This window comes from Nitrospirota bacterium, from assembly GCA_004296885.1.
GTDB lineage: Bacteria > Nitrospirota > Nitrospiria > Nitrospirales > Nitrospiraceae > SYGV01.
Window position 1 is genome coordinate 212,320 of record SCVN01000023.1, and the last position, 14,164, is coordinate 226,483.

General features: G+C 61.2%; 18 protein-coding genes and 1 tRNA gene. 2 read left to right on the top strand and 17 right to left on the bottom strand.

All coding sequences use genetic code 11. From position 1 onward, the window contains the following. Nucleotides 1-18 precede the first annotated feature (18 nt). The 17 genes from EPO61_14125 to EPO61_14205 form a co-directional block, all read right to left on the bottom strand. Complete coding sequence (locus EPO61_14125; protein TAJ07109.1) at nt 19-288, bottom strand: hypothetical protein; 270 nt, start codon at nt 286-288, stop codon at nt 19-21. A gap of 262 nt (nt 289-550) precedes the next feature. Beyond that, on the bottom strand, nt 551-1,528 hold the full coding sequence (locus EPO61_14130) for an MCE family protein (protein TAJ07110.1): 978 nt from the start codon (nt 1,526-1,528) through the stop codon (nt 551-553). Next, on the bottom strand, nt 1,525-2,337 hold the full coding sequence (locus EPO61_14135; GenBank protein TAJ07111.1) for an ATP-binding cassette domain-containing protein: 813 nt from the start codon (nt 2,335-2,337) through the stop codon (nt 1,525-1,527). Before EPO61_14135 ends, EPO61_14130 begins: the two co-directional genes overlap by 4 nt. A gap of 20 nt (nt 2,338-2,357) precedes the next feature. Further along, nucleotides 2,358-3,134: an ABC transporter permease gene (locus EPO61_14140; GenBank protein TAJ07433.1), complete on the bottom strand. Its 777-nt coding sequence runs from the start codon at nt 3,132-3,134 to the stop codon at nt 2,358-2,360. A gap of 117 nt (nt 3,135-3,251) precedes the next feature. Then, entirely contained in the window at nt 3,252-4,394 is a 1,143-nt protein-coding gene (gene alr, locus EPO61_14145; GenBank protein TAJ07112.1) for an alanine racemase, read from the bottom strand. A 21-nt stretch (nt 4,395-4,415) separates the two neighbouring features. Continuing rightward, nucleotides 4,416-4,973 (bottom strand): ribosome recycling factor, encoded by a 558-nt coding sequence (locus tag EPO61_14150; GenBank protein ID TAJ07113.1) that lies wholly within the window; start codon nt 4,971-4,973, stop codon nt 4,416-4,418. A 17-nt stretch (nt 4,974-4,990) separates the two neighbouring features. Next, nucleotides 4,991-5,716, bottom strand: coding sequence for a UMP kinase (locus tag EPO61_14155; protein ID TAJ07114.1), 726 nt, complete (start codon nt 5,714-5,716; stop codon nt 4,991-4,993). Continuing rightward, complete coding sequence (gene tsf, locus EPO61_14160; GenBank protein TAJ07115.1) at nt 5,713-6,309, bottom strand: translation elongation factor Ts; 597 nt, start codon at nt 6,307-6,309, stop codon at nt 5,713-5,715. Before tsf ends, EPO61_14155 begins: the two co-directional genes overlap by 4 nt. A 60-nt stretch (nt 6,310-6,369) precedes the next feature. Further along, nucleotides 6,370-7,143 (bottom strand): 30S ribosomal protein S2, encoded by a 774-nt coding sequence (rpsB, locus tag EPO61_14165; GenBank protein TAJ07116.1) that lies wholly within the window; start codon nt 7,141-7,143, stop codon nt 6,370-6,372. 225 nt (nt 7,144-7,368) lie between these two features. Continuing rightward, entirely contained in the window at nt 7,369-8,595 is a 1,227-nt protein-coding gene (gene argJ, locus EPO61_14170) for a bifunctional glutamate N-acetyltransferase/amino-acid acetyltransferase ArgJ (protein TAJ07117.1), read from the bottom strand. A 39-nt stretch (nt 8,596-8,634) separates the two neighbouring features. Continuing rightward, nucleotides 8,635-9,693 carry an N-acetyl-gamma-glutamyl-phosphate reductase gene (locus tag EPO61_14175; GenBank protein ID TAJ07434.1) on the bottom strand — a complete coding sequence of 353 codons (1,059 nt, stop codon included), beginning with the start codon at nt 9,691-9,693 and terminating at the stop codon, nt 8,635-8,637. Nucleotides 9,694-9,787: 94 nt separating this feature from the next. After that, the gene (locus EPO61_14180) at nt 9,788-10,177 is read right to left on the bottom strand and encodes a 30S ribosomal protein S9 (GenBank protein TAJ07118.1); all 390 of its coding nucleotides are present in this window, start codon (nt 10,175-10,177) and stop codon (nt 9,788-9,790) included. 36 nt (nt 10,178-10,213) lie between these two features. Continuing rightward, entirely contained in the window at nt 10,214-10,645 is a 432-nt protein-coding gene (locus EPO61_14185; GenBank protein TAJ07435.1) for a 50S ribosomal protein L13, read from the bottom strand. 44 nt (nt 10,646-10,689) lie between these two features. Further along, the gene (locus EPO61_14190; GenBank protein TAJ07119.1) at nt 10,690-11,163 is read right to left on the bottom strand and encodes a bifunctional nuclease family protein; all 474 of its coding nucleotides are present in this window, start codon (nt 11,161-11,163) and stop codon (nt 10,690-10,692) included. Between the two features lie 81 nt (nt 11,164-11,244). Then, nucleotides 11,245-11,700 (bottom strand): bifunctional nuclease family protein, encoded by a 456-nt coding sequence (locus EPO61_14195; GenBank protein ID TAJ07120.1) that lies wholly within the window; start codon nt 11,698-11,700, stop codon nt 11,245-11,247. A gap of 90 nt (nt 11,701-11,790) precedes the next feature. After that, nucleotides 11,791-12,537 carry an SDR family NAD(P)-dependent oxidoreductase gene (locus EPO61_14200; protein TAJ07121.1) on the bottom strand — a complete coding sequence of 249 codons (747 nt, stop codon included), beginning with the start codon at nt 12,535-12,537 and terminating at the stop codon, nt 11,791-11,793. Between the two features lie 93 nt (nt 12,538-12,630). Continuing rightward, nucleotides 12,631-12,909, bottom strand: a complete 279-nt coding sequence (locus EPO61_14205) for a Fe-S cluster protector protein (GenBank protein TAJ07122.1) — start codon at nt 12,907-12,909, stop codon at nt 12,631-12,633. 136 nt (nt 12,910-13,045) lie between these two features. On the opposite strand from EPO61_14205, the gene EPO61_14210 reads away from it, so the two are divergent. Continuing rightward, a tRNA-Leu gene (locus tag EPO61_14210) sits at nt 13,046-13,132 on the top strand. 242 nt (nt 13,133-13,374) lie between these two features. Further along, nucleotides 13,375-14,124, top strand: a complete 750-nt coding sequence (locus EPO61_14215) for a hypothetical protein (protein TAJ07123.1) — start codon at nt 13,375-13,377, stop codon at nt 14,122-14,124. Nucleotides 14,125-14,164 lie beyond the last annotated feature (40 nt).

Sequence of the window (14,164 nt, forward strand, 5' to 3'; positions counted from 1 at the left end):
CCGAGCTAGTTATCGTCCTCACAACCGCTGGGTAGCCAAGCACATAGCCATCTCGCACATAGTTATCGAACAAGTCTTGCCCCCGAAGTGCCGGCCGATCTCCGGGAACGAGGAGTCCGTCATCTCACGACAGAGACACACGGCGATCTGCCGCAGATAGGCCAGCGCCTTGCTCCACCACCGGCTCTTCAACTCGGCGATCTTCACATGCAAGAGGGATTTATAGAAAACAGAACGGGGGATAGGTCTACAAGCGACCTGTCCCCCGTTTACTTTCTCTCCCCTCAGCTGGAACGGCTAGGCAGGGAGGTGGCGGCACGGCGGGGATGGAGCATCAAGAGCAGGAGGAGTGCCGGTCGCCAGGCTCCGCTCATCCGTTGAGGCGACCGACCAACAGTAAGGGCGAGGGTGCAGTTTGAGATCAACGCATCGTGCCGCCGCCGAGGCTGTCAGCCGTTCGTCAGCCGAGCTATCTAAATTCTGCGAATGTTTTAGACGCAAGCGGCAAGAGGACTGGCAAGAAGTTGCTGCGATTCTTTCGAGATGCCAGTTAAAACACTGAAAACTTGAAGTATTTAGTGGGGTTCTTTTTGACGTCTTCGATCAGGCTCTCCACTTCGGTCAGTAGCTTATCCGCCCGCTGGTAGAGTTCATCCTGATTGATCAGCTTGCCCGCCGTGCCCTGGCTTCCTTCTACTTTCGCCAGCAATTGCTCGCCCCTGCTGGTCAAATTGTCCAGTCGCTTGTAGAGGGTCGGGTCGGCCAACCTGGCCAGGGTCCCGTTCTGATCGTTGAGCTTGCCGGCCAGGGCGTTCAGTTCCTTGACCGCCTGGTTGGCCCGCACATAGAGCTCCTTGTCCGTCATCAACTGCCCGATCGTGCCCTGGCCCTTCTCCACTTTTTCCAGCAAGGCCACGCCCTTTTCGGAGGCGATCTCGATGTTTTGCACCGCCTTCTTGGACTGTTCATAGAGAGCCGGATCGGACAGCAGTTTGCTGGCCGTGCCCTGGCCTTCGTTCAGCCGCACGAGAACCTTCTGCATTTCACGCAATGCCGCATTGACGTTATCCAGCGTAGCGCTCGCACCGGAAGCAAGGTTCGTCAGGTCCGACTCGGCCTCGCCGACCAGGACGCTGCCAGGCGCCAAGGCCGGCTCGGTCTGGCTGCCGGGCATGATCTCCAGAAACTTGTCCCCCAGCAGGCCCATCGGTCTGATGCTGATCTTGGCATCCCGATGAATGTGCGGCGCCACGGCCTTCTGCACCGTGAAGAGAATGTCCACGTTGGGAGAATCCTGCGCGATGGCGATGCGGTGCACATTGCCGATATCTACCCCGTTCATGCGCACGGGGCCTCCGACCTTGAGCCCCTGCGTGTGAACCACAGTGGCCCGAAACTTGACCTGCCTGGCGAAGAGACCCATCCCTTCCTCCAGGTTCATGATCACCCCGATCAGGATCGCCAGGGCCACCAGCACAAGCATGCCCACCTTCACTTGGGCCCAATGGAGCTGCGACTGCCTGTTCATGACACACTCCTTGGTGTGGCAATCGGCCGCACGAGCGACTCATCGGACATGCCATTCGAGTTGGGCGAGGGCGTCCATTCCGACGGCATGCTGCTCGGGTCGAGGAATTGTCTCACCTCCGGCCGTTCGCAACGCCGGAGTTCATCCGGAGTGCCGTCGAAAGCCAGCCGTCCTTTGACGATCAAGATCATCCGGTCCGCGACCCGGTAGGCGGTATCCAAATCGTGCGTGACGACGACCTGGGTGACGCCCATGGTCTTGAGCCGGAGAATCAGCCGGCCGATCACGCAGGTATTGATCGGGTCCAGGCCGGCGGTCGGCTCGTCGTAGAGGAGAGTCTTGGCCCCGCTGGCCAGGGCCCTGGCGATGCCGACCCGCTTCCGCATGCCGCCGCTCAGTTCCGCCGGCATCTTGTCGAGTATGTCGTCCAGCCCGACGAAGCACAGGCTTTCCAGCGCCTTCTGCTCGATCTCTTCGTCGGAAAGCAGGCCCTGTTCCCACAAGCGGTAGCCGACATTCTCACGGACGGAGAGGGAATCGAACAGGGCCGCATCCTGAAACACCATGGCCATCTGTTGCCTGACTTGAAACAGGTCACGCTCCGGCAGGCCGGTAATGTCCTGCCCGGCTACCTTGATCCCGCCCTTGTCCGGGCGGTAGAGGCCCAGCGCCAGCCGGAGCAGGGTGGTCTTGCCCGACCCGCTGCCTCCCAGGATCACCCTGGTCTCTCCCGGCTGCACCACGAACGAGACGTCCTTGAGGATCAGCCGATCCCCCAGCGTCAGCCAGACATTCGCATACTCGATCATCGTCGCCCCGCGCCTCTAGCTTAGGCAAAGGCCATGAAGAACTTCGTAATAAAAAAATCGCTGGCCAGGATCAAAATGGACGAATAGACCATGGACTGGGTGGTGGAGACACCCACGCCGGCCGTGCCGCCCTTCGTCGAAAATCCGGCATAGCAACTCACCATCGCAATGATGAATCCGAAGACCAGGGGTTTGACCAGCCCTTGCACGATGTCGTCGAGTTGAATCGCTTCGAACGCCCAGGTCCAGTAGAAATAAGAGTCGATGGCCAGGTACAGCCTTGCGACCAGCCACCCGCCCAGAATCGCGATGCAGTTCGTGATGATCGTCAGCAGGGGGATCATGATGAGACAGGCGGCCAGCCTGGTCGTGGCCAGCTTTTTGATTGGATCGGTGCCTTCCGCGCGGAGGGCGTCGATCTGTTCCGTCACTTGCATCGACGCGATCTCTGAGGCGATGCCGGTTCCCACACGTCCCGCGATCATCAGGGCGGCCAGGACCGGGCCCAGCTCCCGGACGACGCTTTCGCTGATCAGGCGGGACACGTACATCGTCGCGCCGTAGGGCTCCAGCTGCACCGCGCCTTGCAGCGCCAGCACCATGCCCGTGAACAAACCGGTCAACATCACGATGAACAGGGACCCGACGCCGATCCGGTCCAGTTGCAGCATGATTTCTCGAAGATACCAGGGAGGCCGGACCAGCCCGGCGACCGTCTGGGCGCAAAGGATCGTAAACTCCTGCACGATCAGGAGCAGATCGAAGAGCCTGGCCGCAAGATTGAACGAGGTCGGCATCACCGCACCGTCTTTCTGCATCACCGCCCCCTGTCACGCGCCATTATAGGGCAACCGCCCGGCGCGAACAACGAACACCACCGGAGGATATCGCCCGGGCTGGGAGCAAGGCGATGTTCAGGAATAGACCCGCAGTACCCGCGGCCCGATCCCGCAGAGGACTTCGTAGGGAATCGTCCCGCTCCAGGCTGCCAGGTCGGTCGCCAGGATTGCGTCGGTCCCTTGGCGGCCGATCACGACCACCTCGTCGCCGGGGCGGACGTCCGGCAGGTCCGTCACATCCACCAACGTCATGTCCATGCAGACCCGTCCCACGACCGGACACCTCCGGCCCTGCACCAGTAGATGCCCGCGGTTGGAGAGGGCCCGGCTATAGCCATCCGCATAGCCGATCGGCAGGACGGCAATCTTGGAAGGCCTGCTTGCGACGAAGGATCGGTTGTAGCCCACACTGTCGCCCTGCGCCAGACTCCTGACTTGCGCAACCTGGCTGCGCAGGGAGAGGACCGGTTTCAGCGTCTCCGCCTGGCCGCTTTGCGGAGCGGTGGAGTACCCATAGAGCATGATGCCGGGCCGCACCAAGTTGAAGTGCGCGGCCGGATGCCCAAGGATGGCCGCGCTGTTGGCTGCATGGATCAGCGGAACCGGGAGGCCGGCCTTACGCAGCCCGGCCAGGACCGTTTGGAACCGCTCGATCTGGATCTGGGTATAGGCAGGATCGGCATTATCGGCATCGGCCAGATGCGTCATGAGCCCTTCCAACCGCAACGGACCTTGGAAGACAGGGGATTGGAGCAGGGGCAATACTTGTTCCGACAGGAGACCGAGCCGTCCCATCCCCGTATCAACCTTGAGATGGACCGGGTAGGGATTCGACCTGCGGCCGAGCCTGGCCGCCAGCTCTGCCGCAATGCTCGACTCGTAAATGACCGGCGTCAGGGCATAGCCCAGCAGATCGGCGAGCTGGGCCGGAGGCAAAGCTCCCATGACCAAAATCTGCGCCTGGATACCGGCGTCACGAAGTTGGGCCCCTTCCTGGATCGTGGCGACCGCGAACCGCGTTACTCCTTGCTGTGCCAAAGCCTTGGTGATGGCGACGGCGCCGTGCCCATAGGCATCGGCCTTGACGACGGCCAGGATGTCGCAACCGTGGGACAAGAGTTGCCGCGCCTGCCGCAGATTGGACGTCAGGGCAGAGAAATCGACAGAAGCGATGGTCGGGGGTGCGGTCGTGAGGGGAGACACGCTGGTTACTGAGATCGAAGCGGACCGCGAGCCCGCTCAGATTTCGAGGATCTCCTCCTCCTTTTTCTTGAGGGTCTGGTCGACTTTCTGGACGTATTGATCGGTCACCTTCTGGATCTCGGCTTCCGCCTTGCGGACGTCGTCTTCAGACAACTTGCCGTCCTTGTGCAGGCCCTTGAGTTCCTCGTTGCCCTCGCGGCGGATGTTCCGAAGCTGGACCTTGCTCTCCTCCCCATGCTTCTTGCACAACTTGATCAGGTCCTTGCGCCGCTCCTCCGTCAGGGATGGGACCGGGATGCGAATCAACTTGCCGTCGTTGGAGGGGGTGAGCCCGAGCCCGGAGGCCTGGATGGCCTTCTCGATTTCCTTGATGAGGGCCGGCTCCCAAGGCTGTACGGTGATCAAGCGGCTCTCGGGCACGCCCAAATTGGCCACCTGCTTGAGGGGCGTCAACGTCCCGTAGTAGTCCACTTTCACCCCGTCCAGCAGAGCCAGGGAGGCACGGCCGGTCCTGAGGGTGGCCAGATCCCGTTTCAGATGTTCCAGCGCCCCTTCCATCCGTTCCTGGACTTGTTTGTGCGTGGCGCCCGACATAAGCCTCTTCCTCCGCCTCAGCGGCTGCCGGCGGTCACGAGCGTCCCGATCTTTTCCCCGCGCACGACCTTGGCCAGGTTGCCGCGTTCCTTCAGATTGAAGACGATCAGGGGCAGGTTGTTGTCCATGCAGAGCGTGACGGCCGTCGAATCCATGACTTTCAGGTTTTTATTGATGATGGACAGAAACGGCACCTCGGTGAACATCTTGGCGGTCGGGTTCGTGACCGGGTCCGCTTCGAAGACCCCGTTCACTTTGGTGCCTTTCATGATCACCTCGGCCCCGATCTCCATGGCGCGAAGGGCGGCGGCCGTATCGGTCGAAAAGTAGGGGTTGCCGGTTCCGCCGGCGAAGATGACGACGCGCTTCTTTTCCAGATGCCGGATCGCCCGGCGGCGGATGTATCCTTCAGCCAACTGCCGCATCTCGATGGCCGACTGGACGCGGGTCGTGACCCCTTTGCGTTCCAGCGCATTCTGCAGCGCCAGCGCGTTGAGCACGGTGGCAAGCATCCCCATATAATCCGCGGAGGCCCGTTCCATCCCGCTGGCACTGGCCGCGATGCCCCGGAAGATATTGCCGCCCCCGATGACCAGCGCTACTTCTACATTCAGCGCCACGACGGAGGCCACTTCCTCGGCCAGGCCTTCCAGCACGGACGGCTGAATACCGTAACCCTGGTCGCCGGCCAGAATCTCGCCGCTGATCTTGAGCAGGATCCGCCGGTATTTGGCGGCACTCATTCGTGCCCCAGTTGATAACGCGTAAACCGCCGGATAGCCATGTTCTCGCCGATCTTGGCGATTTTCTGCGCCAGCAGGTCCTTGATCGTGACCGTGGGATCCTTGATAAAGGCCTGCTCCAACAAGCAGCTCTCCTGGTAGAACTTTTCGAGCTTGCCGTCGACGATCTTGGCCCAGGCCGGTTCCGGCTTGCCCATTTCCTTGGCCTGCGCCAGGTATATCTGCTTCTCTTTCTCGACGACGGACGCCGGAATATCCTCGCGCTTCACGAAGGAGGGATTGGATGCGGCGATCTGCAACGCCAGATCCCGGACGAAGGACTGAAACTCGTCGTTCCGCGCCACGAAGTCCGTTTCGCAATTGACTTCGACCAAGACCCCGATCCGGCTGCCCGGATGGATGTACGAGGAAATGATGCCCTCGTTCGTCTCCCGCCCGGCCTTCTTCTGGGCCGCGGCCAGGCCCTTCTGCCGAAGGTGCTCAATGGCTTTTTCGATGTCGTCGCCGGATTCGACCAACGCCTTCTGGCAATCCAGGATGCCGGCGCCGGTTTTCTCCCGCAGCTCTTTCACTAACGTCGCATTGCCTGCCATGCCGTTCGCGCTCCCCTTGGTAATCGTCACACAGTGACAGTCGGCCCGACGCCGGACCCGTTACGAAGCCGGAACGGCTTCCATCACCATCCCGGTCGCCTTGCGCACCTCTCCCTGGGCCTCGGGCTTCTCGCCCTCCTCGCGCTGCGCACGCAGGTGCGCGCCCTCGACACAGGCGTCTGCAATGCGCGACACGACCAGCTTGATGGAACGGAGGGCGTCGTCGTTCCCCGGGATCGGATAATCGATGCCGTCGGGATCGCAGTTGGTGTCCACGATCGCGATGACCGGAATCCCGAGCCGGTTCGCCTCCATGATCGTGATGTGCTCGATCCGCGTGTCCAGCACGAACACGCAGCCGGGCAGGCTGTTCATGCTCTTGATCCCGCTGAGATACTTTTCCAGCTTGACCCGCTCTTTTTCCATCTGACCGACTTCTTTCTTGGTCAGCCGCTGATGGGTGCCGTCGGTCAGAGCCGATTCGAATTTCTTCAGCTTCTCGATGCTCTTGCGGATCGTCTGGAAATTCGTCAACATCCCGCCCAGCCACCGCTTGTTGACGAAGAACATGCGGGCCCGCTTGGCTTCTTCCTCGAGAATGTCCACGGCCTGGCGCTTGGTGCCGACGAAGAGCACGGACTCGCCGGCCGAGACCGTATCACGGACAAAGGCGTAGGCGGCTTCGAACCGCTGCACCGTCTGCTGCAGATCGATGATGTAAATCCCGTTGCGCTCGCCGAAGATGAACCGTTTCATCTTCGGATTCCAGCGATTGGTCTGGTGGCCAAAATGGACACCGGCTTCCAGCAATTCCTTGATCGCGATCATCCCCATCCGTTCACCTCCTTCCTCTGCTTGCGGAGCGTCCGACGACATCGGACGAGAGGTCTTTCTCCCCTTATTCCCAAGCCGAGTGGCGTGCAACACGCCAATTCGAATTTGAGTAATGAGCCTTGCGGCTTTCCCCTGAGTACCGAAGTCTGCGTTTGTCGAAATCGTACAAGGGCTTGAAAACGTAGCATGATCGGGACCGGATTTGCAAGCCGGCGGCGTTCGTTCCTACGATCGATAGGACGCGTTGATCCGCACATACTCGTAGGAGAGGTCGGTCGTCCAGATGGCGCCCTGCGCAGAGCCGAGTCCCAAGTCGATCACGATTCGAAACTCCCGCCGGCGGAACAGCTTTGCAATGGCTCGCTCCGCGGCGTGCCCAAGACTGACGCCGCCTTTGACGATCGGCGCCCCTTCGATGGTCAACCCGATCCGCTCGGGTCTGATGCGCACGCCGACGCGCCCGACGGCCGCCATGATCCGGCCCCAGTTCGCGTCTTCCCCGAAGAAGGCGGTCTTGACCAGGCAGGAGGTGCCGACGGTGTTAGCCACGGCCTTCGCGTCAGCCGTTGACTTCGCCCCCGTGACCAGAACCTGCACGATCTTCGTCACCCCTTCACCGTCGCGGCAGATATGCATGGCCAGCGAACGGCAGGCTTCGCTGAGCAAGGCCTGGAATGAAGCCAACTCCTTCGTGCCGTCGCGCAACGGAGCATTACCCGCCAGGCCGTTTGCTAGACAGAGGACGGTGTCGTTGGTGCTGGTGTCCCCATCCACCGAAATGCAGTTGAACGACGTCTCGGCCGCCACCCGCAGCGCTCGCTGCAATACCGGCGGTGTGATCGCCGCATCCGTGGTCAGATAGGCCAGCATGGTGGCCATGTTCGGATGAATCATTCCGGACCCCTTGGCCATTCCGCCGACCGTCACCACATGCCCGGCGATCCGCGCCCGCAGGGCCACTTCCTTGGCCTTCAGATCCGTCGTCAGAATTGCCTTGGCCGCCTCCCGTCCTCCGGTCCGGCGCAGCCGCTGGACCAATCGCGGGACTCCCTGCCTGATCGCGGTCATCGGCAAGAACTGGCCGATGACCCCGGTGGAGCTGACAAAGATCGAACGAACGGGCACGCCAAGGCACTGAGCCGCCAACGTGGCCATTGCCTTCGCGTCGGCCAACCCCTGGGCGCCGGTACAGGCGTTGGCATTGCCGCTGTTGACGATGAAGGCGCGCCCCATCCCTTGCCCTTGCTTGAGATGGAGTCGATCCAGGACCACGGGGGCGGCGGCAACTTGGTTGGTGGTAAACAGCCCGGCAACAGGCCCCGGCTGTTCGGAGGCCACAAGCGCCAGATCCAGGATCGAGGGTTTTTTGATGCCGGCATGGAGACCGGCAGCGAGAAAGCCGCGCGGGGCCGTGATCCCGCCGGGGATCTTGTGAATGGTCGTCGGCTTCATGTTATCGAGAGACCAAGCAGGGGCGGGCGGTAAGTCTGCTCACGGGAAGACTCCCGGCGAGCGGAGGCCCATGTCTTCCGGAAACCCCAACATCAAATTCATGGCCTGAATCGCCTGGCCCGCAGCTCCCTTCACCAGGTTGTCCAACGCCGCGACGGTGACCACCCAACCGGATCGCGCGTCCGAAAAGGCGGACAGGTCGCAGAAGTTTGATCCGCGGACGTGGCGCGGATTGGCGGAGGCGTTCCCGCTCTGGAGCCGGATGAAGGGCTCCCCCTTATAGAAGTCCGCGTACAGGGCTCTCACCTCATCCTGTCCCAGCGGCTCGCGCAGCCGGCAATAGGCGGTGCTGAGGATGCCGCGATTCATCGGCACCAAGTGGGGAGTAAAGGCCACTCGCAAGGCGGCCGTCTTCGCTGCCGAACGCCGGCTGAGCAGACCCAACTCCTGCTCGATCTCGGGAATATGACGATGCTGGCCGACCTTGTAGGCCTCAATGGACTCATGGGCTTCGGGAAAATGATAGGGGAGCGCCGGGCTCCGCCCCGCGCCGGAGACCCCGGACTTGGCATCGATCACCAGCGTATCCGGCGTTACCAGTCCCTTGGCGACCAATGGCGCCATCTGCAAGATGGCTGCGGTTGGGTAACAACCAGGAGAGGCCACTAGGCGCGCCGACTTAATCGCATCCCGGTGCAGCTCCGGCAATCCATAGACTGCCTCGCGCAATAAGTTCGGATGGAGATGCGGCGTCTGGTACCAGGTTTCATAGAGCACCGGATCTTTCAGCCGGTAGTCGGCGCTTAAATCAATCACGTGCTTGCCAGCGGCCAGGCAGGCCGCAACCGGCGCCAGCGATTTGGTGTGGGGGAGGGCCAAAAAGATCACGTCGGCGCGCTTCGAGATCTCCTCCGGAGCCAGGGCTTCAAAGGACAGGGAAAGCACCGACGCCAGGTGGGGGAACGAGGCGGCCACGGGACTCCCGGCTGACTTTTCCGAGGTGACCGCCGTGATCTTCACGCGCGGATGCCCGAGCAACAGGCGCAGCAACTCACCGCCTGTGTAGCCGCTGGCCCCCGCCACCGCCACGGTGATGATTTTAGTCGTACTCACGCCGCTGATTCCTTCGACAACAGACAGAAAAAAGGGAAGGCCGCGAGGCCTTCCCTTTTGACAGACAACTCGCGATGCCTTAACGCTTGGAGAACTGGAACCGCTTCCTGGCTCCCTTCTGCCCGTATTTTTTCCGCTCCTTGACGCGCGAATCGCGGGTCAGCAGGCCTTCCTTCTTGAGGGGCTCCCGCAAGGCCGGATTCATGGTCACCAACGCTTTGGCGATGGCATGGCGTAGCGCGCCGGCCTGGCCGGTGGTGCCGCCGCCGCAGAGCGTCGCCTTGACGTCACACTTGCCAGCGAGGCCGGTCACTTCGAGCGGGAATTGAATCAAGCTCTGCAAGGACGGCCGGGGAAAATACTGGTCCAGCGGCCTGGTGTTGACGACGATGCTGCCGTTGCCGGCGGACACCCACGCCCTCGCGATCGCATACTTGCGTTTGCCGGTTGCATACTGTGTTGCGGCCATCGACGATGCCTCCTTCAGTCCCGTAGAGAGATCAGGTTAGAGCGCGAGCACTTCCGGGCGTTGCGCATGGTGCGGATGCTCGGCCCCCGGATAGACTTTCAACTTTCTCGCCATCTGCTTTCCCAGCGTGTTTTTCGGGAGCATGCCCTTGATGGCCCGAGCCAGCAACTCCGTGGGGTTCTTCGCGTGCAGATGTTCGGCGGAGGTGGTTTTGAGCCCGCCGGGATAACCGGTGTGATGGATGTACAACTTGGTGCGCATCTTGTCGCCGGTCAGATGCACCTTGCCCGCATTGATCACCACCACATGGTCCCCCGTGTCCACATGGGGCGTGAACGTAGGCTTGTGTTTGCCGCGCAATAAGATGGCGACCCGTGCCGCCAAACGACCGAGCGTCTTGCCGTTGGCATCCACCAGATACCACTTGCGCACGACGTCCGCCGGTTTCTCAAGATAGGTTCCCATGATCCTCTTCCATCCTTCCTGTGTCCGATGCCCGTTCCTAAGCCGAGTTACTTCCCGAGATTCTTTGTCCCGAACCGCTCCAGCCATGCGTCCAGATTCGTGCCGCCCCGCTGCTTCAGAACCTCCTGCGTCACAAAAATCGGACAGTTGGTGCGAAGCGCCAAGGCGATCGCATCGCTCGGACGCGAGTCCACCGTTTGTTCGCCATCCGCGGTGAGCAGGTGAATCCTGGCATAATAGGTGTTGCTCTTGACCTCCGTGATCACCGCCTGCGTCACCTTGACGTTCAAGTGCTCCGCGAAGCTTCGAATCAGATCGTGGCTCATGGGGCGTGGCGAAACCATTCCCTCCAACGCCATTCTGATCGCGTTACCTTCCGCCGCGCCGACCCAGATCGGCAACACCTCGGCATGCTGTTCATCCCGAAGGATAACGATGTGGGTGTCGGTGTTCTGGTCGGGCAGGACTCCATGCACCGACAAGCGGATCAGTTCACCGGCGTCTACGTCATCGGCTGCCATCGTCGTCCATGGTCGATTGTTTGCGCGGTCTGCCGAAAAGCCGAACGGTTGGTCGTTCCGGCCTTACCGAAGGCCCGTCGGTCAGGATTCGTACTTCCCAAAATCTTCCGGCTTGAGGTTCTCCAGCCACTGCCCCAGCTCTTCGGACGCCTGCTGCCGAATCACGTCTTCTTTTGCAAAGATCGGCGCATCGGCTCGCAGGGCCAACGCGATGGCGTCGCTGGGCCTGGCGTCGATGGAATATTCCGAATCTTCGCTCATCAGGTGGACTCTGGCGTAGTAGGTGTTGTCCTTCAAATCCGTGACGACCACGCTGATCACCTTGGCTCCGGCCGCATCCAACACGGCCTTCATCAGATCATGCGTCATAGGTCGCGGCGCCGCCACGCCCTCCAACGCAAAACTGATCGCGCTGGCTTCTGATTTTCCAACCCAAATGGGTAACATATCCACGTTATGCTCATCCCGCAAAATGACCACAAAGGTATTGCTATAGGGATCAAACGTCAGCCCGCGGACTTTCATCTGTGTAATCATAGGGTCGGGCTCTTTAGCATAACCGAGCTTCTATACCATCCGCCGATGGTAATTGTCAATGAAACCCCTCGCCAGCCTTGCCGGAAAACCTCATGACCGATCGGAAAAATCGAAGGCTTTCCCTGACATGGCCGGAGTCGCCGAGGCCACAAGGCGGAGCAGGACCTGGGCCGCCTCGGATGGGGTATGCAGGCGCCGTCGATCTTCACGCGGATAGGCCCGGGCTCTCATGTCGGTCTTCGTTCCCCCCGGATTGAAGGTGAACGCGATGACGCCGCGGGTCCGAAGCTCATCGGCGAGTATCTGGCTCATGCCCTCTCCTCCGAACTTCGAGACGGCATAGCCGCCCCAATTCGCACGTCCTGCCCGGCCCACTGAGGACGAGATGGTGACGATGCACCCTCTACCCTGAGCCGCCATCAGCCTGGCCGCCTGCTGGGTGACGATAAAGGTCCCGGTCAGGTTCACCCGCAGCACCTTACTCCACTCGCGCAGGGGATACGCGACGAGGGGCGCCAGCGGCCCCAGAATCCCGGCATTGTTAATGAGAATGTCGAGCCGACCGTAGCGCCGCTTGGCCAGACCCGCCAAGGCTCGCCCCTGCCTGGCCAATCCGATGTCCGCCACCCGCGCCACCGCTTCTCCACCGCCGGCGACGATGGACTTGAGCGTCGCATCGAGCTGTCTCTTGGTTCTTGCGCACAAGACAAGCCGCGCGCCGGCCTGTGCGAAGAGTTCAGCCGTAGCCCGACCGATGCCGCGGCCGGCCCCGGTAATGAGCGCCACTTGACCGGCAAGCGGTCGGGACTCGGACCGGATACCGGCGCCCCTTGTCATCCGTGATGGGCGAGGGGCGGGGGGGCGCGGTTTTCTGTAGGTTGGCCTATCCGTCAAGGCGAGACATGAACCATCATCGAGCCGATCGGAGCGCTATGCCTGGGGCTTGAAATTCTGCTGCAGCTTGCTGGTATCCACCGCCTCGCCGAGGTTGAGAAAGGCCCGCATCTGTTTCTTGACGAGTTCTCGCCCACTCTCCTCGCCGAGATTGACCTGATACTCGTTGATGACCATGACCCGCATGCCCTCCCACTGCTTCCAGCAGTCCTTGCACACCTTGGCCTTGATCTCGGATTCAAGTTTTCCCATAAAGAGCGTATCGGTAATCGCCTCGCCCTCTTTGGCGCATTTGACACATTGCACAGCAGCCATCAGAACATCCTCCTTACCCCTCGCGCGCAGACATCATGCAGGGGCATTCTAGCATTCATGCCGAGAGAAAGAAAAGAGGCGCGCCCGGTTGACGGCCTGCCGACATCAATGTTAAAGAAACGCCATTAACCTATCGGCCCGGATGGCGGAACTGGCAGACGCGCGAGACTCAAAATCTCGTTCTCGCAAGAGAGTGGGAGTTCGATCCTCCCTCCGGGCACCATCCTCCCGCCTCACGAATACATTTTGATACGAAAGCTGGAGGCACCCTCCAAGAACTGAATACCACCCCAGGTAGTGGCATGGGCGACCTTTCGACACAATCAACGGAATTTCCCTCTTGACAGACAGGGGTGAATATCCTAATATCCGCGCCTGTCTCTCTATACATGCGCCAATGAATCGGGTACGTTACATCGGTTTTGTCGTTCATCATTCATAGTCTAACTCACAAGGAGGCAGCACATGCGTAAGGCATTTTTGTTCGGAGCAATGATCCTGCTCGCCGGCTCCGTGGGGGTGGCAACGGCCCAAGAGCGGCTACCGCAGTCATCCTCCGGGTCCGGCTTCGGAGTCGGAGCGGGCGTCGGCGACGTGTCCGGCAACTCGACCCGCACCAGCTCCTTTGACAAGAGCGCGTTCCTGGAGCGGCTCTCGCAGAACGAAACGGTCTTCGGTCGCGTGCTGGCCATCGATATTCCTGGCCGGCGGCTACACCTCGAGACGGGTGGCAGCTCACACGACGAAGGCCGGGCAGGGACCGGTGCCATGTCCTCCCTGACCCTCTATCTGGATAGCGATACCAATATGGAGTTGATCAAGCAGGTCAACAGCGGTGATGACGTGACCGTTCAGGTCCGTGAAGAAATTTCTGCGAATCAGCCCTTTGGAACAGGCCGAAAGTTGGTCCGTGACGTTTCCGTCCTCCGCGGTAACGAGAAACTGGCCGGCTTCGGCGGCCTCGGCCAGCGGCCCAACCCCGGAACCGAGCGGGGCATTGAGACCAACTCCGGCTCAGGAACAGGCGGCCCGGTTGGACAGATTCTTCCTGGCGAAGTGACCGGCGCCAAGGGCTTCAATAGCTCGATCGGCGAAGTCACCGGTGCCGCTCCCTGCTGGAACTGCGATCCGCAGCCGGGCTGGGGCTATGGCAACAGCACCAAGAGCGACTACGGAAGCTCCGACAAGCCTTCCTATACGAAGGGTCTGCAGTAAACCGCGACCCGGTTGTCGGATCAGTCAGAGCGTGAAGGCG

Excerpts from the sequence above, each read along its gene's own strand:
- EPO61_14130 (TAJ07110.1), bottom strand. The coding sequence starts at position 1,528 with ATGAACAGGCAGTCGCAGCTCCATTGGGCCCAAGTGAAGGTGGGCATG.
- EPO61_14135 (TAJ07111.1), bottom strand. The coding sequence starts at position 2,337 with ATGATCGAGTATGCGAATGTCTGGCTGACGCTGGGGGATCGGCTGATC.
- EPO61_14140 (TAJ07433.1), bottom strand. The coding sequence starts at position 3,134 with ATGCCGACCTCGTTCAATCTTGCGGCCAGGCTCTTCGATCTGCTCCTG.
- EPO61_14150 (TAJ07113.1), bottom strand. The coding sequence starts at position 4,973 with ATGTCGGGCGCCACGCACAAACAAGTCCAGGAACGGATGGAAGGGGCG.
- EPO61_14155 (TAJ07114.1), bottom strand. The coding sequence starts at position 5,716 with ATGAGTGCCGCCAAATACCGGCGGATCCTGCTCAAGATCAGCGGCGAG.
- tsf (TAJ07115.1), bottom strand. The coding sequence starts at position 6,309 with ATGGCAGGCAATGCGACGTTAGTGAAAGAGCTGCGGGAGAAAACCGGC.
- rpsB (TAJ07116.1), bottom strand. The coding sequence starts at position 7,143 with ATGGGGATGATCGCGATCAAGGAATTGCTGGAAGCCGGTGTCCATTTT.
- argJ (TAJ07117.1), bottom strand. The coding sequence starts at position 8,595 with ATGAAGCCGACGACCATTCACAAGATCCCCGGCGGGATCACGGCCCCG.
- EPO61_14180 (TAJ07118.1), bottom strand. The coding sequence starts at position 10,177 with ATGGCCGCAACACAGTATGCAACCGGCAAACGCAAGTATGCGATCGCG.
- EPO61_14190 (TAJ07119.1), bottom strand. The coding sequence starts at position 11,163 with ATGGCAGCCGATGACGTAGACGCCGGTGAACTGATCCGCTTGTCGGTG.
- EPO61_14195 (TAJ07120.1), bottom strand. The coding sequence starts at position 11,700 with ATGATTACACAGATGAAAGTCCGCGGGCTGACGTTTGATCCCTATAGC.
- EPO61_14200 (TAJ07121.1), bottom strand. The coding sequence starts at position 12,537 with ATGACAAGGGGCGCCGGTATCCGGTCCGAGTCCCGACCGCTTGCCGGT.
- EPO61_14205 (TAJ07122.1), bottom strand. The coding sequence starts at position 12,909 with ATGGCTGCTGTGCAATGTGTCAAATGCGCCAAAGAGGGCGAGGCGATT.
- EPO61_14215 (TAJ07123.1), top strand. The coding sequence starts at position 13,375 with ATGCGTAAGGCATTTTTGTTCGGAGCAATGATCCTGCTCGCCGGCTCC.